Origin of the sequence: Halovivax cerinus, from assembly GCF_024498195.1 — an archaeon.
Lineage (GTDB): Archaea > Halobacteriota > Halobacteria > Halobacteriales > Natrialbaceae > Halovivax > Halovivax cerinus.
The window spans coordinates 2,414,237-2,434,769 of the sequence record NZ_CP101824.1 but is presented as its reverse complement, the minus strand read 5'-3'; the positions used below and the strand labels follow the sequence as shown (position 1 = coordinate 2,434,769).

Annotated in this window: 23 protein-coding genes and 1 tRNA gene; 9 read left to right on the top strand and 15 right to left on the bottom strand. The window is 64.6% G+C overall.

Going from position 1 to position 20,533, the window contains the following annotated elements:
• Window positions 1-126: 126 nt before the first annotated feature.
• Together NO366_RS11425 and NO366_RS11420 are read left to right on the top strand one after the other, a co-directional pair.
• Window positions 127-1,653 (top strand): NCS2 family permease, encoded by a 1,527-nt coding sequence (locus NO366_RS11425; protein ID WP_256530918.1) that lies wholly within the window; start codon window positions 127-129, stop codon window positions 1,651-1,653.
• A 109-nt stretch (window positions 1,654-1,762) separates the two neighbouring features.
• Window positions 1,763-2,014 (top strand): glutathione S-transferase N-terminal domain-containing protein, encoded by a 252-nt coding sequence (locus NO366_RS11420; RefSeq protein ID WP_256530917.1) that lies wholly within the window; start codon window positions 1,763-1,765, stop codon window positions 2,012-2,014.
• A gap of 58 nt (window positions 2,015-2,072) precedes the next feature.
• Here NO366_RS11420 and NO366_RS11415 read toward each other — a convergent pair whose 3' ends face one another.
• The 4 genes from NO366_RS11415 to NO366_RS11400 form a co-directional block, all read right to left on the bottom strand.
• The gene (locus NO366_RS11415; protein WP_256530916.1) at window positions 2,073-2,348 is read right to left on the bottom strand and encodes a DUF7521 family protein; all 276 of its coding nucleotides are present in this window, start codon (window positions 2,346-2,348) and stop codon (window positions 2,073-2,075) included.
• Window positions 2,345-2,905, bottom strand: a complete 561-nt coding sequence (locus tag NO366_RS11410; RefSeq protein WP_256530915.1) for a winged helix-turn-helix domain-containing protein — start codon at window positions 2,903-2,905, stop codon at window positions 2,345-2,347. Before NO366_RS11410 ends, NO366_RS11415 begins: the two co-directional genes overlap by 4 nt.
• Window positions 2,906-3,271: 366 nt before the next feature.
• The gene (locus NO366_RS11405; RefSeq protein ID WP_256530914.1) at window positions 3,272-4,261 is read right to left on the bottom strand and encodes a PLP-dependent cysteine synthase family protein; all 990 of its coding nucleotides are present in this window, start codon (window positions 4,259-4,261) and stop codon (window positions 3,272-3,274) included.
• 213 nt (window positions 4,262-4,474) lie between these two features.
• The gene (locus NO366_RS11400; protein ID WP_256530913.1) at window positions 4,475-5,443 is read right to left on the bottom strand and encodes a transcriptional regulator; all 969 of its coding nucleotides are present in this window, start codon (window positions 5,441-5,443) and stop codon (window positions 4,475-4,477) included.
• A gap of 232 nt (window positions 5,444-5,675) precedes the next feature.
• Here NO366_RS11400 and NO366_RS11395 point away from each other — a divergent pair, with 232 nt between their 5' ends.
• Window positions 5,676-7,025, top strand: a complete 1,350-nt coding sequence (locus NO366_RS11395; protein WP_256530912.1) for a tRNA(Ile)(2)-agmatinylcytidine synthase — start codon at window positions 5,676-5,678, stop codon at window positions 7,023-7,025.
• A 183-nt stretch (window positions 7,026-7,208) separates the two neighbouring features.
• Here the strand turns inward: NO366_RS11395 and NO366_RS11390 are convergent, their stop codons facing one another.
• Both NO366_RS11390 and NO366_RS11385 read right to left on the bottom strand, forming a co-directional pair.
• Window positions 7,209-7,469: a hypothetical protein gene (locus tag NO366_RS11390; RefSeq protein ID WP_256530911.1), complete on the bottom strand. Its 261-nt coding sequence runs from the start codon at window positions 7,467-7,469 to the stop codon at window positions 7,209-7,211.
• Between the two features lie 248 nt (window positions 7,470-7,717).
• Window positions 7,718-7,870, bottom strand: a complete 153-nt coding sequence (locus NO366_RS11385; protein WP_256530910.1) for a hypothetical protein — start codon at window positions 7,868-7,870, stop codon at window positions 7,718-7,720.
• Window positions 7,871-8,252: 382 nt separating this feature from the next.
• On the opposite strand from NO366_RS11385, the gene NO366_RS11380 reads away from it, so the two are divergent.
• The gene (locus NO366_RS11380) at window positions 8,253-8,462 is read left to right on the top strand and encodes a DUF7964 domain-containing protein (protein WP_256530909.1); all 210 of its coding nucleotides are present in this window, start codon (window positions 8,253-8,255) and stop codon (window positions 8,460-8,462) included.
• A gap of 797 nt (window positions 8,463-9,259) precedes the next feature.
• Here NO366_RS11380 and NO366_RS11375 read toward each other — a convergent pair.
• The 5 genes from NO366_RS11375 to NO366_RS11355 all read right to left on the bottom strand — a co-directional run bounded on the left by NO366_RS11375 (window position 9,260) and on the right by NO366_RS11355 (window position 13,220).
• Window positions 9,260-9,330 (bottom strand) — tRNA-Pro (locus NO366_RS11375).
• 84 nt (window positions 9,331-9,414) lie between these two features.
• Complete coding sequence (locus tag NO366_RS11370; protein WP_256530908.1) at window positions 9,415-10,530, bottom strand: succinylglutamate desuccinylase/aspartoacylase family protein; 1,116 nt, start codon at window positions 10,528-10,530, stop codon at window positions 9,415-9,417.
• A gap of 73 nt (window positions 10,531-10,603) precedes the next feature.
• Window positions 10,604-11,539: an RNA-guided pseudouridylation complex pseudouridine synthase subunit Cbf5 gene (locus NO366_RS11365; RefSeq protein WP_256530907.1), complete on the bottom strand. Its 936-nt coding sequence runs from the start codon at window positions 11,537-11,539 to the stop codon at window positions 10,604-10,606.
• A 36-nt stretch (window positions 11,540-11,575) separates the two neighbouring features.
• Window positions 11,576-12,151 (bottom strand): (d)CMP kinase, encoded by a 576-nt coding sequence (cmk, locus tag NO366_RS11360; protein ID WP_256530906.1) that lies wholly within the window; start codon window positions 12,149-12,151, stop codon window positions 11,576-11,578.
• A 109-nt stretch (window positions 12,152-12,260) separates the two neighbouring features.
• Entirely contained in the window at window positions 12,261-13,220 is a 960-nt protein-coding gene (locus tag NO366_RS11355) for a DUF106 domain-containing protein (protein WP_256530905.1), read from the bottom strand.
• Window positions 13,221-13,420: 200 nt separating this feature from the next.
• On the opposite strand from NO366_RS11355, the gene mch reads away from it, so the two are divergent.
• Both mch and NO366_RS11345 read left to right on the top strand, forming a co-directional pair.
• Window positions 13,421-14,353: a methenyltetrahydromethanopterin cyclohydrolase gene (gene mch, locus NO366_RS11350; protein WP_256530904.1), complete on the top strand. Its 933-nt coding sequence runs from the start codon at window positions 13,421-13,423 to the stop codon at window positions 14,351-14,353.
• Window positions 14,354-14,372: 19 nt separating this feature from the next.
• Window positions 14,373-14,882, top strand: a complete 510-nt coding sequence (locus NO366_RS11345) for a double winged helix-containing putative transcriptional regulator (RefSeq protein ID WP_256530903.1) — start codon at window positions 14,373-14,375, stop codon at window positions 14,880-14,882.
• 36 nt (window positions 14,883-14,918) lie between these two features.
• On the opposite strand, the gene NO366_RS11340 is transcribed toward NO366_RS11345, so the two are convergent.
• Window positions 14,919-15,911 (bottom strand): NAD-dependent epimerase/dehydratase family protein, encoded by a 993-nt coding sequence (locus NO366_RS11340; RefSeq protein ID WP_256530902.1) that lies wholly within the window; start codon window positions 15,909-15,911, stop codon window positions 14,919-14,921.
• A 90-nt stretch (window positions 15,912-16,001) separates the two neighbouring features.
• Window positions 16,002-17,684, bottom strand: coding sequence for a GTPBP1 family GTP-binding protein (locus NO366_RS11335; RefSeq protein WP_256530901.1), 1,683 nt, complete (start codon window positions 17,682-17,684; stop codon window positions 16,002-16,004).
• A gap of 235 nt (window positions 17,685-17,919) precedes the next feature.
• Here NO366_RS11335 and NO366_RS11330 point away from each other — a divergent pair, with 235 nt between their 5' ends.
• The 3 genes from NO366_RS11330 (at window position 17,920) to NO366_RS11320 (ending at window position 19,005) form a co-directional block, all read left to right on the top strand.
• Window positions 17,920-18,192, top strand: coding sequence for a hypothetical protein (locus tag NO366_RS11330; protein ID WP_256530900.1), 273 nt, complete (start codon window positions 17,920-17,922; stop codon window positions 18,190-18,192).
• A gap of 163 nt (window positions 18,193-18,355) precedes the next feature.
• Window positions 18,356-18,712, top strand: coding sequence for a VOC family protein (locus NO366_RS11325; RefSeq protein ID WP_256530899.1), 357 nt, complete (start codon window positions 18,356-18,358; stop codon window positions 18,710-18,712).
• 116 nt (window positions 18,713-18,828) lie between these two features.
• Window positions 18,829-19,005 (top strand): hypothetical protein, encoded by a 177-nt coding sequence (locus NO366_RS11320; protein WP_256530898.1) that lies wholly within the window; start codon window positions 18,829-18,831, stop codon window positions 19,003-19,005.
• A 48-nt stretch (window positions 19,006-19,053) separates the two neighbouring features.
• Here the strand turns inward: NO366_RS11320 and pyrF are convergent, their stop codons facing one another.
• Entirely contained in the window at window positions 19,054-19,875 is an 822-nt protein-coding gene (pyrF, locus tag NO366_RS11315; protein ID WP_256530897.1) for an orotidine-5'-phosphate decarboxylase, read from the bottom strand.
• 131 nt (window positions 19,876-20,006) lie between these two features.
• Complete coding sequence (locus NO366_RS11310) at window positions 20,007-20,375, bottom strand: sensory rhodopsin transducer (RefSeq protein ID WP_256530896.1); 369 nt, start codon at window positions 20,373-20,375, stop codon at window positions 20,007-20,009.
• Window positions 20,376-20,533: the final 158 nt, after the last annotated feature.

Sequence of the window (20,533 nt, the reverse complement as noted above, 5' to 3'; positions counted from 1 at the left end):
AGACAATTATCGCCAATAGGTTAAAATATCGCTACAATCTGTGCGTAGTGATGTTATTTCAAAAGACCATCCCTGGTCGTATGGGAAACCTTTACTCTCCCCTCTGAGTAGCCGCGCTTGACTACGATGTCATCAGGGTCGACAGATGGGCAGGCCGACACGGGAGGAATCGCCGGGTACTTCGACTTCGCGGAGTACGGAACCGACCTGCGGACCGAGACGCTGGCCGGGCTGACGACGTTCCTCGCGATGGCGTACATCATCGTCGTGAACCCCGCGATATTGAGCGAGGCGATCACCTGGGACCAGCAGAACGGCGGGTTCCAGGACACCGTCACGATCGATGGGGCCCAGTACACCGCGGGCGAGGTGTTCCAGATGCTGGCCATCGCGACGATACTCGCGTCGATCGTCGCGATCCTCGTGATGGCGCTGTACGCGAATCGTCCGTTCGGTCTCGCTCCGGGAATGGGGCTCAACGCCTTCTTCACGTACACCGTCGTCATCCTGCTCGGCGTTCCGTGGCAGCTCGCGCTCGCGGCCGTCTTCGTGGAGGGATTACTCTTCATTCTGCTGACTGTCGTCGGCGCGAGGGAGTACGTGATCACGCTGTTCCCAGAGCCCGTCAAACGAAGCGTTGGGGCCGGGATCGGTGTCTTCCTGCTCTTCCTTGGATTACAGGAACTCGATCTCGTCGTCGCCTACACGAACGCCGCCGGCGAGCCAATAACGCCGCTCCTAGAGGTCGGGAACGCAATCGTCAACCCGGTCACCGCAATTGGGACGCTGGGGCTGATCTTCACGCTCGTCCTCTACGCGCGAGGAATCAGCGGATCGATTGTCATCGGTATCCTGACGACTGCCATCGCCGGATGGGTCGCAACCGCCGCGGACCTGGTCTCCCCGGGAACACTCACACCTGCTGACACCTACTCGCAGGTCACCACCGAGGGGCCCATCAGCATGATAACGAGCGTCCAGTACGACTTCACACCGCTCTTCTGGGGTTTCACAGAGGGGCTCGGCATGATCGCGGAGGATCCGCTCGTCTTCGTCCTCGTCGTGTTTACGTTCTTCTTCGTCGACTTCTTCGACACGGCGGGCACGCTCATCGGTGTCTCCCAGATCGGCGGATTCCTCGACGAAGATGGTGATCTCCCGAACGCCGACGAACCGCTGATGGCCGACGCCGTCGGGACCACCGTCGGTGCGATGATAGGGACGTCGACAGTGACGACCTTCGTCGAATCGTCGACCGGGATCGAGGAGGGCGGTCGAACCGGCTTCACGGCCCTCGTCGTGGCGATCCTCTTCGGGGTCTCGCTGCTCGTCGTCCCACTCATCCAGATGATCCCTGCGTACGCGACGTACATCGCGCTCGTCGTCGTCGGGATCATCATGCTGCAGGGCGTCACGGAAGTCGACTGGAACGACCCTGCGTGGGCCATCTCCGCCGGACTCACGGTTACCTTCATGCCACTCACGGCGTCCGTCTCGAACGGCCTCGCGGCAGGTATCATCAGCTACCCGCTCGTTAAGTCGGCGGTCGGTCGCCGAAGCGACGTCTCCGTCGGTCAGTGGCTGCTCGCCGGGGCACTGGTCCTGTACTTCGTCATGTACTTCGCTGCCGACGGCGGGCTTATTACGTATTAACGCGGCCGACACCCGATCGTATCTGTCGCCGGTTGGGTGTTCGACTGGACCACGGTCTCCTGGCGATCGGTACCGACGGTCTCTTGCTTCGGAGTATCCAACCGCTTCCATGACCGACATCACGTACTACGAACTCCCTGGCTGTCCGTTCTGTGCGATGGTCCGGAGCAAACTCGAGGAACTGGACCTCCAGTACGAGACCGTCGACGTTCCCGCCGCACACCACGAGCGAACACGGGTGAAAGAAGTGAGCGGGCAGACCGGCGTCCCGGTCATCACCGACGAGGTGAACGGCGTCCGCGGTATGCCCGAAAGCAGCGACATCGTCGAGTACCTGGAGAAAACCTACGGCGACGAGTGACGGGGTCGCCGAACCGAGTCGACTGGGCGGTCGAGAGGAACCCGTCGGCCGGGACACCTTAGCGGCAGTAGAGTGCGTAGATCAAGACGACGAATCCGACGCCGATGAGGAGACTCTCGGCCAGCAGACCGACCGTGAGTCCCACACCGACGACGTGGTGTAAGAAGCCGACGAGCGTCGTCCCGACCGTGATGACGAGCAGGCCGACAGCGAAGTACTGGAGGCCATCCATTCCAGTCTGGCGATACGCCCGGTAGGCGAGCAGCGCGACCGTACTACCGAGGACGAGCAGGACGATCTTCACGACGACGAGCAGCGTCTGCAACATCGTCATGGCTCACCCGCCCCGGACCCGTCGTCGATCGGGGCCTCGCCGGCTGCATCTCCCGTCGCATCACCGGCTGCAACTCCCGTCGCGTCGCCGTCGACCTCGCCCCCGTCGGACGACCCCTTCATCCCGGCCCAGAAGGCTGCCATACGATCGGTCGGGTCCGCTGGCGGGCACTCGATCTGCAGGTCGAACTCGTCTTCGTCGTCTATCTCGATCGAGATGGCAGTGACGTCGCGCTCGTACAGCGTGGCGTTCGGCCCGTCGCGCCTGATCTCTGTGTACTCGGAGACCAGCGCCGCGTCGGCGAGCCGGTCCAGTTTCCGATACACAGTCGAGCGCGGCAGGCCACACTCCTGGCGCAGTTCGGCCGCCGACTTCGGTCGATCGAGGCTGGCGAGGAGTGTCCGACAGTCGGCGTCCTCGATCGTCGTGAGGACCGCCTCGAGCGACGGCGTCCGGTCCGTCTCGTCTGGTCCGCCGGTCATCGGTCGAGCGGTGTCCTCCTGGCGCGAGTCGGTGAACGGGGACCAGCGGTCCCAGCCGGTGGGTGTTTCAGTCATGTGGGCCGTCACCAGTCGGTAGTCGGTACGCGATCCCTCGCACTCGGTCGGGTTGGGTCCATCGATGTGGGCCGGGTCGTGTCGCGGATCGAAACCCGATAGGACCGATCCGGATCGACCGAGACCGATCGGCACGGTCCGACGGCGACCGAGGCAAGTTCGACACGGTCCGACGGCGACCGAGACCAGTTCGGCTCGATCCGACGGCGATCGAGGCCAGTTCGACACGAACCGACAGCCAGGGTTGGCCCAATCGGAACGTCACCCGAATCCGCAGTGTTCACCTGGATCGACGGTGGCGACATCTAAGGCACCCCGTTCGAGTCCCAGTTCCCGGGACAACCGGTGCGCGACCACGGATCTCGCTCAGCAGAGACAGAAGGGCGTTTCGTCCAGTCCGTCGTAGAGCCCGTCGGAGAGGTACTTCAGGCCGGTGTCGCAGGCGACGGTGACGACTGTCTCGTCCGGGTCACGCTCCGCCGCGACGCGGCGGGCAGCCGCGACGTTCATTCCGGTACTCGTCCCGACGAGCAGGCCGTCTTCGGCGGCGATTCGCTGGACACACTCGACGCCCTCCTCGGTCGGCACCGACTCGATCCGGTCGAACACGTCGACGTCGACGAGCGGCGGCGAACCGACGATCGCCGTCCCCTGGACGCTGTGAGTACCGGCCTCCCCTTCGGTCAGGACGGGGGACTCGGCGGGTTCGACGCCGGTGATCGTCACGTCGGCACCCGCAGAATCGAGCGCGCGAGCGGTCCCCATGGCCGACCCCCCGGTCCCGACGATCATCACGAACTCGTCGACGTCGGGCCGCTGCTCCAGTATCTCGCGGCCGAGTCCCTCGTAGCCGGCCAGTTGGTCCTCGTTCGTGAACTGGTCGGTGAAGTACGCGCCCTCGTCCGAAATCTGCTCTGCTTCGTCCCTGAGGTCGTCGAAAAGACCGTCGTACGGACGTCCGTCTGGCGTCTCGACGATCGTCAGCTCGGCACCGAGCGCGCGCATCGAGTCGATCTTCTCCTCGGCGACGCAATCGGCAGTCACGATCGAGAGCGGGTGGCCCAGAACGGCGCAGACGAACGCCAGGCTCGACCCGGTCGATCCGCCGGTGAACTCGACGACGCGGTCACCCGGCATCAGCTCGCCGCGCTCTCTGGCGTGTCGGACCATCGCGAGCGCCATGCGATCTTTGAGACTCCCCGTCGGGTTGGCACCTTCCCACTTGACGGCGATCGAAGCCCCACCGTTCGGCCGGATCGACGGCAACGCCACCATCGGTGTCCCGCCGATCGCGTCGAGCGTCGTGTCCGTGAACGCATCGTCCAGCGCGCCTGCTGTTCCGGGTTCGTGAGTCATGGTACGTTCGAACCGCCATCGGCGAGTCGATGGCGCTACGCGAGCGACGGAGTCGAACGAAGGTAAATCGATTGATACTATATTTCGAACGACGAGTCTCTGGAACGGATCCGAACGCGTCCGGCGTCTCCCGACGAACGGCTTCGACGGCTCGTCTCGAGGCGCGCTCGAACGCACTCCGAGCCAAAATCGGACGAACGGGGAGATTTCGCGTTACAGCGCCTCTTCCGGTTCGGCGCGTTCACGGATCATGGCGCGGAGTTCGTCCGCGTCGTCCAGCGCTTCGAGTTCCTCGCGTTCGACGAGCGCCGTTCCGTCTACCGATTCGCGCGAGGTTTCGTCGACGACGTAGACCGAGCGCGTCCGCGTGACGTGCCCGATAGAGGACATTATCTTCGCACGCTTCTTCGCAGCTCGCGTAAACGTCGAGTGGCCGGTCAGGACCGGCCCTTCGTCCCGGTCTTCTTCCGTGCTGACGGCGTTGAACGGAGACCGATTCGTCGGGTGGACGGTAAAGCCAGTTCGAACGAGCGTGGCCACGAGTTCCTCGTCGTTTGGATCGGCCGCCGGGTCCTCGGGAGTCGGATCGGTCTCGTGGATCTCGTCCGTCCCCTCGAGAACGTCGACCGGGCTCGTCAGTTCCCCCTCGAAGAGTTCCTCTAGCGCCATCGCGATCTCCACGGAAGCGTTCATCCCATCTTCGTACTTCGAGACAGTCCGTCGCGATACACCGAGTTCGGTGGCGAGGCGACCGAGGCTCCAGTCGCGGCGTTTTCGCTCGTCGGCGAGCAGGTCGCCGTCGATGTTCACGTAGAGGCCACCCGGAGCGGCGTAGATCAGCGGGGGGACCCCTTCGATGAAGAGGTTGTACGCGGTGTCGGGGCTGAACACCGGGACCCCGTGTCGGAAGTAGACGACGTCGGGTTTCAGGTCCTCGTCTCGACTTCGTAGACCGATCACGAACGGGGTTGCACCCAGGTGGGTTCCGAGCCGGCGCATCTCCATGCCGGTTTCCTCGTTGAACGCGTCGACGTTTCCGAGGATCTTCACGAGTACGAGTTCGTCTCCCCGGCGTGCCGCGACGTCGAAACTCTTTGGGCGAATGGCACACCGGTCGCTCACCACGAACCCCGCGTCAGTCAACATCGCGGTGACGTTTCCGACCAGTGCGGACCGGGACATGGTGGTGACTAGCTATTCATCGTATAAATGCTTTTCCCGTATCTCGGCGCGCCTGCTTGCGTTTTTTGTGCTAAACCCCGGACGATTTCCATTTCGTTCAGCGAGATTGGCCGTTCACGGCAGTTTCGAAACCGTCGAGGAATCAGACGGCACTCGCGTCGATCATCGGGCCACCAGCCCGACCGTCGCCGACGTCCGAAACGCGTACCACGTCGCACCGTCAACGAGGGGTATGACCCTCGTCGGGCTCGACGATACGGACTCCCGGGAGCGAGGGATGTGTACCACCTACGTGGCGAGTCGGATCGCCGCGCACCTTCGCGATCGTGGCAGGGTCGAACGGCTCCTCCTGATTCGTCTCAATCCCGCAATCGAACACAAGACCCGCGGCAACGCCTCGATCGCGATCCACACCGACGTCGATCCCGGTGACGCCTTCGACGTCGCCAGCGACGTCCTCGACGACCTGGCAATCGTCGACGACGATCGAACCAACCCTGGGCTCGTCGTCACCGATCGGCCCGTCCCGGGTGCCCCGACAGACGCGTCGTCGATCGACCCGGCAGTCGCGTCGTTTACGCGCCGGGCGATCCGCGAGCGACTCACCATCGACGACGTCAGGCGTCGACTCGATGCGCCGGGTTACGACTACAGCGCGTGGGGGAACGGGCGAGGGCTGATCGGTGCGCTCGCCGCGATCGGCGCCTGGGATGCCCTCGACGAGTGGACCGTCGAACACATCGCCTATCGAACGCCCGACCGGTGGGGAACCGTCCGCGACGTCGACCCGGCATCGCTCCGGACGGCCGCCGACGGGGCCTACCCGGACGTCTGGGATACGATCGATCGCGGAACCGACGAACTCGTCGCCGTTCCGCGGACGCCCGGTCCCGTCCTCGTCGGGATCAGAGGTGACGACGCAGACGCCGTCGATGCAGTGATCGACCAGCTCGACGGCGAACCGATCGCCACGAGCCAGCGATTCCTGACGAACCAGGGGACCGACGTCCACCTCCAGGACGGGTCGCTCGGCGACCTACGCGACGGCCGCGCGTACGCCGTCGACGGGATCGTCGCGACCGAACCGGAGACACGACGCGGGGGACACGTCTTCGTCACCATCGCCGACGAACCGGTCGACGGCGAAGAGACCACGGACGACCGAAGCGAACCGGATCCCGGGGCAGCCGTCGGTGGCAATCGTCAGGAGTGTGTCGCGTTCGAGCCGACGAAACGGTTTCGAGATCGTGTACGGGCACTCAGGCCGGGCGATCGGATCACCGCGTGCGGCGAGGTCGGTCGCGGAACCCTCAAACTCGAGAAGTTCGCCGTCAGAACCCTCCGTCGAACGGAACGCGCCACACCGACGTGTCCGTCGTGCGATCGAACGATGGAAAGCGCCGGGAGCGATCAGGGATATCGCTGTCGCGACTGCGGAACCACCCGAGCGCGACGCGACCAGGTCCCGATCGAGCGGTCACTCGAGGAGGGGTGGTACGAAGTGCCGCCTCGCGCCCGCCGCCACGTCGCGAAACCGCTCGTTCGTGGTGGGTTCGACGCACAGACCCATCCCGAACGATGACGGAATACGACGGACGATCGGGTGACGCACCCGGTCGAGAACGGTACACCTCCTCGTTGGTACCGTACACACCCGGTCGGATCACACTCCGGCGCGGCGGAACACGATGGTCGGAGGTGAAATCGGCACACTCGCATCGACCGTGTCGGCGGCCGTTCGCGACGAGCGTCTCGAATCCACCGCTCACGACTGGGATTCGATCCGGGTGAGTATCGAGAGGGCGTCCCATCGAATTCCGTTCCCCTGCGGTCCCTCGCCGTCGAGTTCTAGATACCCTGGTTCGAACCCCGTCACTTCCCCTTCGATACCCGTCCCCTCGTCGGATCGGTCCCCGCTCGAGGGACGGGTCTGAACACGAACGATAGCGCCGACATCGGTGAATTCTCTAACGAGCGATATCGTAGTCTCGGCATCGGAACCAGGTGGTATTTCGAGTTCCGTCACGGGGCCCGCTACCACGTCGGGTACAAAAACGCCCACCGTCTTCTGCTATCCACGACGATCTGTACTCGCGACAAAAACCGGGAAGTCGAACCCCACGATGGGGAATCCGTGAGTGAGACCGGGATCGTGGTCGGTCCGACTACCCGCCAATCGTCGGTCAGTCTGGGGGAGGGTCCGCCAGAACGGTAGTGCCTCGGTACAACGAATTGGAACCAGCCCGTTCGTTCCGAACGCGAGTATCGAACGGTTCACCGGTCGCGGAGGTCCTCCGGAACGTCCTCGACACAACCCGCCTGCATCACGGTCCGAATGTGAAAGTCCTTCTCGGCCGGATCGTCAGTCGCCAGTGCACGCTCCAGGTGGGTCCGACACTCGTCGCTGAGTTGGCTGAGACCTCGCATGTTGCATCCGATCCGAACCCTGTAGATTACAAAACTGTTTTCACCGTTTATCGGTCGGTCCGGAAGAAATCGCACATTTCCTGAACACAGTCACCGTTCGAAGGTGCAACCGTAGCCAGTCTGGCGGCGATCGATACCCAAACGGTACGACGGGCCACGCATCACACGACCGAGGCGAACTGACACGAGCCGTTGGCAACGAGTCTGGCGAGGGTCGGAACGGGTTCGTCGAGCCCCCTGTCGGCAACGACAGCTCCGTGTCCCTCGCCACCTACGAGTGAGTGAGTGGCCCTGTTAGCTCTACTGGCCGACGAGATTCGGTTTCGGCGGTCGACCGAGACGTGACAGAGCAATTCAAGTGGGTCCACTCACTTTCGTTCCCATGGCACTCGAGAACTCGCTCCCAGACCGTCCGTTACGACCCGAGGAGGTCGTCGCGCTCCAGCAACACGACGCGTTCGACTTCGTCGGCGCGATGGAAGAGGAGGGGCCCATCGATCACCTCTTCCTGAAACGAGGGGACTCCGAATACTTCCTGCACTACACGGAAGACGCAGGCTGGCACGGCCACCACCACGGCCACAGCCACTGAGGGGAGCGACGCAACCGATTGGAATAGCGTTGGGCGGATAGCCCATACAACGTTCAGTAACCGAAAATGATAGTGGCGCGCTCGGCGGGGGGACCGACCGACCGCGCTACATCCCACGTCTCCGTTGGCGGGGGTCCCAGGCTATTGACGGTGATCAATGTCGGGGGTGCTACCCGCCAGTATAACCCGTGTACCCCTAACGAATAGGCGTTCTGGCCGATATCGGGCATCGGTAAACCTAATCTCCGTTGGGGAAGGTTTGCGAGAAACGCGGGCACCTCGGTGTATGATCTGGGTGGCAACCACAGACGGACATGCCCGCAGAGAGAAATATAACGTATTATGATAAAAGACTACTGGCACCTCTCACCCGGTGTGAGTGGCCACCGACATCTCGACGTCGAAGGTGACGGCCTTCGTCGATCGCGTCTCGACGTCGTACAGCGCCGACGCGGGAACGAACACGTCCGTCACCGTCGCTCACCCCCGTCGGTCGCGACCGGCGGGCGACGGTACGATCCCGTCCGTTCCATCCGTCGCGAGCAGTAGTAGTGATGCCCGGCCTCCGAGTGACCGTCGAGCAGGAGTGTACAGCGCGCACCACACTCCCCACACCGAAACTCTCGATCCGTGGTCGGAGAGGGTGCAACGAACACCCGCTTTCGGAAAATCTCGGGGTCGATATCGGAACGGTCCGCGCTCACCCAGACCACCCCGATTTTGGGCTGCTTCCAGACCCCAAAACTGCCGCTAGAGGCGCTGAAACGCCTATTGTGCGACAGTTGTAAAGCGAAAAGTGGGACCGCTGAGAGTCGAACTCAGGTCCTACGGACCCCATCCGCAGAGGATACCACTACCCCACGGTCCCGTACCCGAATCGATGTGCGGTTGCCGTTTAAGCGTGTCGTTTGAACGTGATCACCGACGCGACTCCCTGTCGGCGACAAGTGGCTCAGTCCCGCGGCGCGACCAGCGGACCCTCGTCTCGGACCGCGAGACTCGTCACAGGGTCGTTCTCGTAACAGATCGTATTCGCACGACCGAGGACGTACCCGTCGTTTTCGACGGGTATCGAATCGATCTCGTCGCCGTGTGGCGACACGAGGGTCGCGAGTTCCGCGCCGGATTCGAAGGTTTCGCCGGCCTCGAGCACGTGTCTACAGAGTCCCGCCCTCGGCGCTCTCGGACCCCGGTACCGGCGGACGGGAAAGTCGACCGGAGATGCGACCGGCGGCGCGGCGTTCGCCACCGCATCCGGTACGGACTCCAGCATACCCAGGTGGACCATCGTCCGATAGACGGCCGCGACGCCTGTCGCGCGGTGAGCCTCTTCGACCACGCCGTAACTCCCCAGTTCCAGCGTGAGTGCCGGGATCCTGGCCCGATTGAGCACCGCCCCGGCGGCCGAGCGGTCGAGATTGCGATCGGCGTACTCCGCTGCGGGATACTCGTTCACCACCGGAATCCCCGTCGCCCGCGCGAGTGCGTCGAGTCGGTCGGCCAGTTCCGCGGCCTCGCGCTCGGTGCGCTCGCCATCCCCACCACCGGATTCGGTGTCCTCGTCCGCCGCCGGATCGTACAGAATTCGGTCGCGGATCACGAAGGGGACGGAACCGACCTGTGCGGTGTGGACGTCGAGATGTGCGTCCGCGCCGTCGACGATAGCCCGGTAGAGGCGCTCGTCGATCAGTTCCTGGACTCTCCGGTCGTCGCTCGAATCGTCCGCGTCGCTCGTCGGCCCATCCGGAAAGAATCGGTTCGGATCGTCGCCGTGATAGGACGACGTTCGCTCCACGCCCCGCACGCCAGATGGATTACAGATGGGCACGCAAACCACCGTTCCCGACAATCCGTCCGGCACGCCGTCCGCGAGGACGTCCTGCGTGACCGCGACGCCCGTCAGTTCGTTGCCGTGGACACCACCGGTGACCCACAACGTCGGTCCATCGGTCTCTCCGCGCGCGAGTACGACCGGGAGTCGTTCGGCGCCGCCGGTCGGTAACCCGGTGACGTCCAGATACCCAGTTGTCCGCTCGCCGGGACGCGCCGTCGCCGTTCCGATTTCCATACTCGCTCACTCGGGGGCGGACGCTAAACGGTCACGACCTGGGCAATCGACGAGGCCGTGACAGCACCGACCGTCAGACGAGCACCCGTTCGAGATCCACGACCGTCCCCGAATCCGCGTCCGGATCGCCGACGAGCGTGCCGAGACAGACGGCAGATCCGTTCGGCGTGTAACACGCGACGAGTGGCGGCTCGCCCGCCTCCGTATCGTCACCAGGTGTCCGGTCCGGCACGCCCTCCACGTCGAGAACGCCGGGTGCGTAGACCGGTGCACCGTTGGCCACCTCGTGCGCCGCGGTCTCGGCGATCGTCACCGCAGGGAGTCCGGTCAGAATGCGCTCGGCCGGGTCGACGATCGATCGAAGCGGCTCGGGGTCGTCGTCTTCGACCCAGAAGGCGAGCGCGTCGAGCAGATCCGTTGCACTCACGAGATCGCGATCGTCGAACGGATCGGTCGCCGTCCGCCGGAGGTCGCCCATGTGCGCGCCCGTTCCGAGCGCGAGACCCAGATCGTGACAGAGCTTCCGGACGTACGTCCCGCTCTCACAGCGGATCCGCAGGAGGAGCCGGCGCTCCTGGACCTCCAGCGCGTCGAGGTCGTAGATCTCCCGCACGCGAAGTCGACGCGACACCGCGCTCTTGCGCGGCGGTTTCTGGTAGATCGGGCCCTCGAACGCGGCGAGCGTCGACTCGACGTCGGTCGGAACCGGACCGTGACACTCGAGAACGGCCACGTACTCCTTTTCCCCCTCGAGGAACACCTGGGCGAGTCGGGTTGCGTCGCCGAGCATCACGGGAAGGCACCCAGTCACCTTGGGATCTAACGTCCCTGCGTGCGCGGCCCGTCCGATCGGCTCCGCACCGACCGCAGCCAGGCGGTCGTCGACGGCGTCCCGGATCCAGGCACTTACCTGATGGGACGATGGTCCGGGTGGCTTATCGAGGTTTACGACGCCGAAGTGGAGGCTGTCGACGAGCGAGCGGTCAGTCGGTGGGTCGCGCAAAGACATGTGGATGAGCGGGTGTGTTGGTGAGCGGGTATCGACTCAGACGTCGATTGCGAGTTCGACGGGGGCTTTGCCCTCGTCTCCCGTCGCGTCGTACTCCTCGACGGCCGTCGTGAGCATGTCGAGGACCGCGTCGGGATCCCAGCGCGCCGTGTTGACGGAGAGGTCGTAGATCTTCAGATCCTCGATGTCGATCCCGTAGTACTCACGGTAGCGCTGAGCCTCACTCGCCTCGCGAGCGCGCGTCTCTTCCGTGGCGGCCGCCGGGTCCTTCTCCTCGCGCTCGGCGATGCGTTCGCCGCGGACCGACGCCGGGGCGTCGAGCCAGAACTTGAAATCGGCGTGCTCGCCGGCGAGCCAGCCGGCGAGTCGTGATTCGAGCACCAGGTCGTCGCGTTCGACGGCGACGTCGCGAAGTCGACGGTCGAGATCGCGGTCGATCGAGTCGTTCTCCTCGGCTAACTTGTTGAACTCGAGCGGCGTGTAGTCTCGTTCGTCGGCGAGTTCGCGAAAGATGTCCCCGCCGCTCACGTGCTGGAGTTCGAAGTGCTCCGCGAGCAACGCCGCCGTGGTACTCTTCCCGCTGCCCGGCGGACCGGAGACGGTCAGTAACATACCCGAAGTGTGCGAGGGCAGGTAAAATGGGTTTTGAATCACACCGCCCGTCCCGTCGGGACCCCGGCGTACGCTACCGATCGACCGCGCGGCTCGATCGTCGGCCGACTCAGTCCGTCGTGGGACTCATGTTGATGTCCAGAGCCTTCCGGATGACCTGGGAGAAGCCCATCGAACAGACGAAGTACCAGACGATCCAGGCCGGCATGGGACCGACTGCGCCCGAGTTGAACTGGGTCTTCCCGAAGATGGGCATGATCATCTCCATCTCTACGGCGTCGACCGCCTGCGGTCCGGACGCGCGAATCTTCCAGTACATCCAGAGGAACAGCGGGATGATGAAGAGCATCGACCAGACCATCATCCGACCCTGCTCTTTGAACATGCCGAGGTTCTCGCCCATCGACTCCATCTGCTCTTGCTGGACGCGATCGACCTCGTTCTGGAGACGTTCGATCTCCGCGTCACTCGCGTCGCGGTCCTTCGCTTCCTCCAGTGCCTTCTGGGCGTCCTTCGACTTCTGCTGGACGGCCTGCATGCGCTTTTGGTACTTGCCCATCCGTTCGGGGTCCATGACGTTCGACTGGACGAGTGCCGAGGCGAGCCCGGTGAGCAACGAGATCGAGAGGATGACCGCATAGAACGGGAGGTTCGCGTCGAGCGGACCGAGGAACGCGTTCATCGTGTTGCCGACGAGGTCGCGGACGGTGTTCGTCCAGTAGCCGAACATCAACAGGAGCGCAGTGGCGCCGGCGAGTTTGTCCCACTGGGACCACTTCGACTCCTCGGGATCGATCTCGACGCCGCCGAGGGGCTCGCCGTCCGTGTCACCGTCAAGGGCCTCGTCGAGCGCCTCTCGGTCGGCGATCTCGAACCCGTCGTTCCCGTCGACCAGCACGCCCTGTTCGATGATCCGGCCCCACTGGCCGCTCGTGAGGTCGTCGCTGACGTCACCCCACGCGACCTCACCCCCGTTGTCGTCCGCCTGATCGCGGATGGATTCGAGCGCGGATTCCATCTCCGCGTCCTCCCGAAGGAGCGAGTTCACTTTCTCCACCGTACGGGTCATTCGTTCGAGCCTAGGCCACCTCCAGTATACAAGCCTTTTTCTTCGGGCACGACCGGTCGCGGACGACGGAGCGTCGAGGAGTCACCTCCGGTGGGCCCGGTCGGTGGGATCGGCCCCACAATCGTTCATCCGGACGCGACCCGGAGACGAACCAAACCCTATCTGACAAACCCCTTAACGGGTGACCCACAAGACGGTACATGGACCAACTGAACCGGATGGCGATCGAACTCGTCGACGAAGCCCTCGAGTACGCCGACGAACTGAACCTCGGCGTCACGGAACTCGCGAACGAATCGACCGTCCTCGACTTCGGAATCGATCACCCAGGCGGGATGGAGGCCGGTCTATTACTCACGGAGATTCAGACCGCCGGACTCGCGACCCCTCACCGAGCGCTCGACACGCTCGCCGGCGCGTCGATTCCGTACGTCGAACTCTCGACGGACCAGCCCGCCCTGTCGCTACTGTGCGCCCAGAAGGCCGGCTGGGAGCTCGTGACCGAAGACTTCGAGGGACTCGGCAGCGGTCCAGCTCGCGCACTCGTCGCCGAAGAGGACGTCTATCAGCGACTCGGCTACGCGGAAGAGTTCGACCTCACGGCGCTGGCCGTCGAGACGGACGAGCGACCGACGGTCGCCGCGGCCGACCAGGTGGCCGCGTTCGCCGACGTCCAGCCCAGCGGGGTCTTCCTCCTCGCGTACCCGACGGCGAGCCTCGTCGGCAGCGTGACGAACGCCGCGCGGGTGGCCGAGCTTGCGACGTACCGACTCACTGAACTCGGCTACGATCCCCGGGATATCGTCTCCGCGAGCAGTCGTGCCCCGGTCGCACCCGTCGCCGCGGACGAGCGGACGGCCATCGGCCGTACGACCGACGCGGTCGCCTACGGCGGTCGCGCTCACCTCGTCGTCCGCGAACCGTTCGAAGACTTCGACGCGATCGCGTCGTCGGCCGCCGACGAGCACGGCAGTCCGTTCGCGGAGATCTTCGACGGGATGGACTGGAACTTCGAGGACGCGCCAGCCGAACTGTTCGGTCCCGCGACGGTCACCGTCGACGTACTCGGCGGCGAGACACACACGTTCGGCGAGACGCACGAGGACGTCCTCGTCGAGTCGTTCGACCTGTAGTCGATCCCCGAGACCACCCGTGCAATTCAAACCGCTCCCCGCTCCACCGGCCGACGAGCCGCTCGTCACGCTCGACGCCGTCCGGACGGCGCTTCCGGCGACGCCCGATCCCGAACTCGATTGCTGTGCCCGAGTGATGGCGATAACGACGATCGAAACGCGTGACGCCGCGGCGGACTGGCTGACGTTCTGCCGCGCGCTCGAACTCGCCGCCGAGGAATCGACTGGCTACCGGCGCAACCCGATAGACGGTACCCTCGACCCGGAGTGCCTCGCGAACGCGTTCAGATCGCGAGTGGTGGGCGCTGCCGTAGTCCTCGACGCGATCGAGACGGCGGACGAGCCGCTCCCGCCGACGGCCGTCTTCGCCCACCTCGACGAAGGGGGCGGGATCCCGCGCACGGCTCGGCGCCGCCACGGGGACGACCTCACGGAGCACTGGACGGACCGTATCGACCGACTGCTCGGGTGGGCCGCGGCGTTCGGCCTCGTCGAACGGGTCGAAGGCGGGTATCGGCTCGCGGAGTGAGCGGACGGTGTGGCGCAAGTGTAGATCGTCGTCCGGTCACACCTCGCCCCGCCAGACGTACCTACCGTCGACCCGTTCGATCGCACCGGTTTCCCGCCACCGTTCGACGACGCGTTCGATCCCCGCCTCGTAGGTCGAGTATACAGGTTTCCAGCCCGTCTCCGCACGAAAACGCGCCGCATTCGTCGGCATCGAGTTCGTCAGCAGTCGGACGGTGTCGCGCCCGACGGCCAGCCGTGCGAGCCAGCCGGGAACTCGACGTGGCGCCGACGCGCCGAGTTCGTCCGCCAGCGTGCGCAGAAACGCAGCCAGCGTCACCGGTTCCTCGTCGACCACGTGATACACCCCAGAGAGGCGGTGTTCGATCGCGCTGGCGTAGGCCGCCGCGGCGTCGTCGACGTGCACCACCGAGAGCGTCGCGTCCCGGCGACCGAGGAGGCCGCTCCCGACGACAGGCATCCGGCCGGCGAGGAGACGCTCGCCGAATTGGCGCGTATGTGCCGCATCGGGGGCGTAAAACCAGCCGCCGCGTAGAACGCAGCCATCCATCCCGGTCCCGGCCGTCGCCGCTTCCACCAGCTCCTCGGCTTCGAGCGCCGACGCCGTCGTTCGATCCGGGTTCGGCGTCGCCGTCTCGTCGAACGCGCTCCCGTCGGGCTGGCGAGCGACCCAGACGATGCTCTGTGCGACAAATTGCCCCACCTCGGCCTCTCTGGCCGCCGCGAGCAAATGTTCGGTTCCGTCGATCCGGATCCGGTCGTTGCGTTTCCAGTCCGCCGCGGACGGTTTCGCGTCGGTCGGAATCGCCGTCGCCGCGTGGACAATGGCATCGATGTCAGGCCCGACAGCCTCGACGAGAGAGGGGCGGTCGAGTACGTCACCGACGACCGGCGTCCCACCACGCGATCGGACCGCTTCCGCGCCTGCGTCGTCCCGTACTAGTCCGACCACGTTGTGGCCGCGATCTTCGAGTTCCGCGACGAGTCGCCGTCCGAGGACGCCTGTCGCGCCGGCGACGAAGATGTGCATAGTCGACAGTTCACCCGCGGGAATACTAACTGTTTCTGTCAGGTTCGGTACTGAGAACCCCGTCCGTCACCTGGCGTAAACCGGCTCGAGTCAGACTCGGGGCGTGACGTCCGTCACCGTACCGACGCCCTTGCTGCGGCCCTCGCGGAAGACGAACTTCTGGCCCTCCTCGACGAGATACGGACGGAACTTGAAACGAATGCGTGTCTTTCCCGTGTCGCCTGGCAGGAGACGACCACCCTCGGGGTAGAACGCCGCGGCCTCGCCGATCGTCTCCAGGTGTACCACGGGTTCGTAGCCATCCCCGATGCGGGTCGGGTGGTTGAGCACCATCACCTCGGCCTCGAACTCCCGGACGGGTTCGGGATCTGCGTCGGCGGGCAGGAGGACCATCCCTCGCTCCAGGGCCGATTCGGAGATCCCCTTCAGCGCGATACCGACGATCCGACCGGAGCGAGCCCTGTCGACGCGGTGGTAGTGCATCTCGATGGAGCGCACCTCGACTTCGTGGAACCCGCCGTCGGCCATCGGACCGACGAGTAATTCGTCGCCGGCCTCGACCGCACCCGACTTGATCGTCCCCGATGCGACCGCCCCGACGCCGGTCACCGAGTAGGAGCGATCGACGTACATCCGGAACTCGCCGTCCTCGCCCGCGGTCTTGGGCAACCGGTCGAACAATTCGTCGAGGGTGTCGAGGCCCGTCATCGTGACCGCGCTCGTGCGGGCGATCGGAACGACCGTCTCGTCGATCTCCTCGACGGCGGCGTCGACGCCGTGGCGCTCGACCGACAGCGGCGACTTCTCGACGTCGCGCAGCAGGCGTTCGACCTCGCGTTCGACTTCCTCGACGCGCTCGTCCTCGACGAGGTCCGTCTTCGTGATGGCGACCATGGTCGGCAGATCCGTCGCGAGGAGGACCCCGAGGTGTTCGCGCGTGACACGGGTGGGCCCGTCGTCGGCCGCGACGGTGAGCAACCCGTAGTCGAGTTTCTGCCCGACGAGGCCACGGATCGTCGTCCGCAGCCAGGGTTCGTGCCCGACGGTGTCGACGAACGAGACGAGTCGGTCGGCTTCCTCGACGACAGCCGCGCGGTCGCCCTTCCGGTTCGGATTCCGAACGTGAACCGGGCCATCGTCGTCGAACCCGTAAACCGCGTAGGAGAGGTCCGCCGAGAGGCCGCGTTCGACCTCGTGAGGCTTGACGTCGAGAAAGCTTCGCGTGTTGCCCTCGCCGTCGTCGGCCCGGCCGGTCACCAGCGAACCGACGAGGGTGGACTTGCCGTGGTCGACGTGGCCGGCCGTCCCGACGACGACGTGTTCGGTGTCCGTCTCGAGAACCGCGCCGTCACAGATAGTCGCGACGCCGACGAGCCCGCCCGTGGACTCGGTCTCGCTGGCACCCTCCGACGCGCCTGCCTTCCCGTCCCCGACGGACGAGTCCGCATCCGCGTCGGATCGATCCACGCCCCACGTCTGGACGTCCTCGATGTGGGCGTCGGCTTCCTCGGCGAGCAGAGAGAGGACGTCCATCGACTCGGAGAACGCGTCCGGCGAGATGCCGGCGAGGCCGCCGTCGTCGGTGACGCCAACGACGTAGGTCGCCTCTCCGTCGCCCGAAAGAACCCGATGGCGCAATTGCGCAGCGAGACTCTCGCGACGTCCCTCGGCCAGGTGGATGTGTCGGGAGAGACGCTCTTTGAATTCGACGTTGCCACCGTCCTCCTCGCCACGGTCCAGGGCCCGCTGCAACAGGGCCCGGTCACGGGACATACAGTTCGGTACCCACTCACACAGGAAAAATCTTCGCCAGTGATCCGTGCTAGCATTCCACGACAGACCGGCGTCCACCCCGGTCTGCTCCGATGAGACAGCGACCGCATCCAGGCACCGTCTACGGACGATGGGCTCGACAGGACTCGAATCGCCCCGGTAGAGGTGGTGACAAAGAGTTCCCACGTCCATTGCTGAATACAAATCACGTTCAGGCCAGACCGAATGGCAAGACATGCACACCACTAGCCGATCGGATCTGGCGCTCGGGCTGGCGTTGATACTCCCAGGGATCATCACCGCGACTCTCGTCGACGAGCTGGCGGTGACGGCACTCGCCGATCCACGGACGATCGCCGACAGCATCGCTGGGGCGATATTCCTCGGCGGCTGGGGCGGGCTCGAACACGGTACTCCGTGGGTCGGCCTCGCCGTCGTGCATCTCCTGTACTACGTCGGTGTGGGAGCCGTCGTCGCGAGTTCGCTCTCCATCGTCCGTCACAGCTAGTGAGTAGCCGTCACTGCGTACTGTCGATAGCGCCCTATCCGTGCAGATTCTGTATAGCGCGCTTGATAGGTTTCAGTTTCAGTATCCGGAGTGTTTTTATGAACGATCGGCAGAAAGTGTTCGAAAACATCATGACTGAAACGGACCAGAGGGTGCGATCAGCGTGGAACTGAGTTCCGTCTACGTCGGGGTCGAGGACATGGATCGAGCGGTCGACTTCTACCGTGAGCTATTCGACAGAGAACCCGAACAGGAAGAGCAACGATTTTCGATCTTTACGTTCGGTACGATCGATTTCGGCCTGTACAACGCTGCGTACGACGGCCACGAGATCAGATTCGGGAACAACTGCGTGCCGAATTTCGAGGTCGACGACGTCGACGATGCATACGAACGAATCGAATCGATCGCACCGGAGATGGTCCACGAGACCATACTCGAAATCGGCGACTACCGGACGTTCCATTTCGTCGACAGTGAGGGGAACGAGATAGAGGTGTTCAGCCTCGATTCGACGTAACGCCGTCGCGAGAATCGATCGATCGTTCTCGGGTACACTCGGGTTCGGACGCAGTTGTCGACCGCACCGAACCCCGACCACCGTGCTTTCAAGCCCTTCGGCGTCGTGGGAAAGCTATGAGCGTCGAAGGCCTCTGTCAGATCTGCGAGTCACGGCCCGCGGAGCATCGGTGTGAGAACTGCGGGGCACTCGTCTGTGACGTCCACTTCGAGGGAGGACTTGGCCTCTGTGCGGATTGTGCGGCACAGGCACAACCAGGAGATACCGACGACACGGAGATTCACCGGTTCTAGGGAGGGCCTACGTGGCGGGAGCAGGCAGAGAGAGAGAGAGAGAGAAACTCACTCGTCGCGGTACTGATTCAGTCGTTTCTTGAGGCGTTTCGCGGCCCTCCCTGCCGCCGTGTCGAAGTCCGCGCCGGCATCCTCGCCAGCGAAGATGATCCCGCGCGAGGAGTTGACCAGTCCGACGCCGTTCGCGAGGCCGTACTCGACGGCGGCCTCCGCGTCGCCACCCTGGGCCCCGACGCCGGGGACGAGGAATGGCAAATCCGGCACCTGCTCCCGGAGGTCCGCGAGTTCCTCGGGTTTCGTCGCGCCGACGACGAGGCCCACGTTGTCGTTCTCGTTCCAGAGGTCGGCCAGTGCAGCCACGCGTTCGTACAGCGCTTCGCCGGTCTCGAGTTCGAGGTCCTGGAGATCCGCCCCGCCGGGGTTCGAGGTGCGACAGAGGACGAAGACGCCGGCCTCCTCGTTCGCGAGGAAGGGCTGTAACGAGTCCCTACCCATGTACGGATTGACGGTGATCGCATCCGCCGACGGCCCGGGGGAATCGGGATCGACGAGTTCGGCGTACTGTCGCGTCGTGTTGCCGATGTCCGCCCGCTTGGCGTCGAGCAAGACGGGGACGTTCTTGCCGTGGGCGTACGCGATCGTCTCTGCCAAGGCCCGGAACCCGTCCGGATCCTCGTAAAAGGCAGCGTTCGGTTTGAAGACGGCCGCGTGTTCGTGCGTCGCGTCGATGATTCGCCGGTTGAACGCCCACCGCGGAAGGTCGTGATCCTGCAGGTGAGCCGGGATGCGAGACGGGTCGGGGTCGAGCCCGACGGAGACGACGCTGTCGACCGTGACGATCCGGTCGTGCAGCCGATCGAAGAAGTTCATATCCCGCGTTTCGCGACGAGGGTCGAAAACGTTGCTATCGACGCAGCCGCGTGGTCCGCGCGCGGTCGTACCCAACTCGTCCGGGTTCCAACTCGTCCGAGTTTGTTCACTCTCGCCTCGTTCGAATTTCCTCACTCGATCGGCGCCGCCATCGTCGAGAGGAGCGCGTTCTCGGCCTGTCGCGAGTCCAGTCGCGTGTGCTGACAGACGATGGGGACGTCGGCTTCGATGACGCTAGCGTAGTCGGTCCCGCGCGGGATCGGCTCCGGTTCCTCGAGCTGGTCGAACCTGACGTGACGGGTCCGTCTCGCCGGAACCGTGACGGTGTACGGGCCTACCGGTTCTCGATCGGCGAAGTAGATCGTTATCTCGACGACTGCGGCCTCGTCACCCGCGTTCAAGAGACACACCGTCTCGTGACTCTCCAGTTCCGGCTCTGAACCGGTGCTTCCCACGGGAATGTAGCCTTCCGGAATGGCCCACGTCGTCGTACCGAGCACTGGTCACACCCGTTCGGTCGACCACTCCGCTCGTGAAAACGCAGGTCCCGGCCAACGCAGGGTGGACAACTGTCGACGGCGCCCGTTTGTCCGCTCATCCCGACAGGGGAGATTCCAGCACCACTGCGTTCGTGTCAACGACCACAATATTCATGCGT

Coding starts and splice junctions, on each gene's coding strand:
- NO366_RS11330 (WP_256530900.1), top strand. CDS start 17,920: ATGCACACCACTAGCCGATCGGATCTGGCGCTCGGGCTGGCGTTGATA.
- pyrF (WP_256530897.1), bottom strand. CDS start 19,875: ATGAACTTCTTCGATCGGCTGCACGACCGGATCGTCACGGTCGACAGC.
- cmk (WP_256530906.1), bottom strand. CDS start 12,151: ATGTTACTGACCGTCTCCGGTCCGCCGGGCAGCGGGAAGAGTACCACG.
- NO366_RS11410 (WP_256530915.1), bottom strand. CDS start 2,905: ATGACTGAAACACCCACCGGCTGGGACCGCTGGTCCCCGTTCACCGAC.
- NO366_RS11425 (WP_256530918.1), top strand. CDS start 127: ATGTCATCAGGGTCGACAGATGGGCAGGCCGACACGGGAGGAATCGCC.
- NO366_RS11340 (WP_256530902.1), bottom strand. CDS start 15,911: ATGCACATCTTCGTCGCCGGCGCGACAGGCGTCCTCGGACGGCGACTC.
- NO366_RS11355 (WP_256530905.1), bottom strand. CDS start 13,220: ATGACCCGTACGGTGGAGAAAGTGAACTCGCTCCTTCGGGAGGACGCG.
- NO366_RS11400 (WP_256530913.1), bottom strand. CDS start 5,443: ATGTCCCGGTCCGCACTGGTCGGAAACGTCACCGCGATGTTGACTGAC.
- NO366_RS11395 (WP_256530912.1), top strand. CDS start 5,676: ATGACCCTCGTCGGGCTCGACGATACGGACTCCCGGGAGCGAGGGATG.
- NO366_RS11320 (WP_256530898.1), top strand. CDS start 18,829: ATGAGCGTCGAAGGCCTCTGTCAGATCTGCGAGTCACGGCCCGCGGAG.
- NO366_RS11405 (WP_256530914.1), bottom strand. CDS start 4,261: ATGACTCACGAACCCGGAACAGCAGGCGCGCTGGACGATGCGTTCACG.
- NO366_RS11370 (WP_256530908.1), bottom strand. CDS start 10,530: ATGGAAATCGGAACGGCGACGGCGCGTCCCGGCGAGCGGACAACTGGG.
- NO366_RS11335 (WP_256530901.1), bottom strand. CDS start 17,684: ATGTCCCGTGACCGGGCCCTGTTGCAGCGGGCCCTGGACCGTGGCGAG.
- NO366_RS11385 (WP_256530910.1), bottom strand. CDS start 7,870: ATGCGAGGTCTCAGCCAACTCAGCGACGAGTGTCGGACCCACCTGGAG.
- NO366_RS11380 (WP_256530909.1), top strand. CDS start 8,253: ATGGCACTCGAGAACTCGCTCCCAGACCGTCCGTTACGACCCGAGGAG.
- NO366_RS11415 (WP_256530916.1), bottom strand. CDS start 2,348: ATGACGATGTTGCAGACGCTGCTCGTCGTCGTGAAGATCGTCCTGCTC.
- NO366_RS11420 (WP_256530917.1), top strand. CDS start 1,763: ATGACCGACATCACGTACTACGAACTCCCTGGCTGTCCGTTCTGTGCG.
- mch (WP_256530904.1), top strand. CDS start 13,421: ATGGACCAACTGAACCGGATGGCGATCGAACTCGTCGACGAAGCCCTC.
- NO366_RS11365 (WP_256530907.1), bottom strand. CDS start 11,539: ATGTCTTTGCGCGACCCACCGACTGACCGCTCGCTCGTCGACAGCCTC.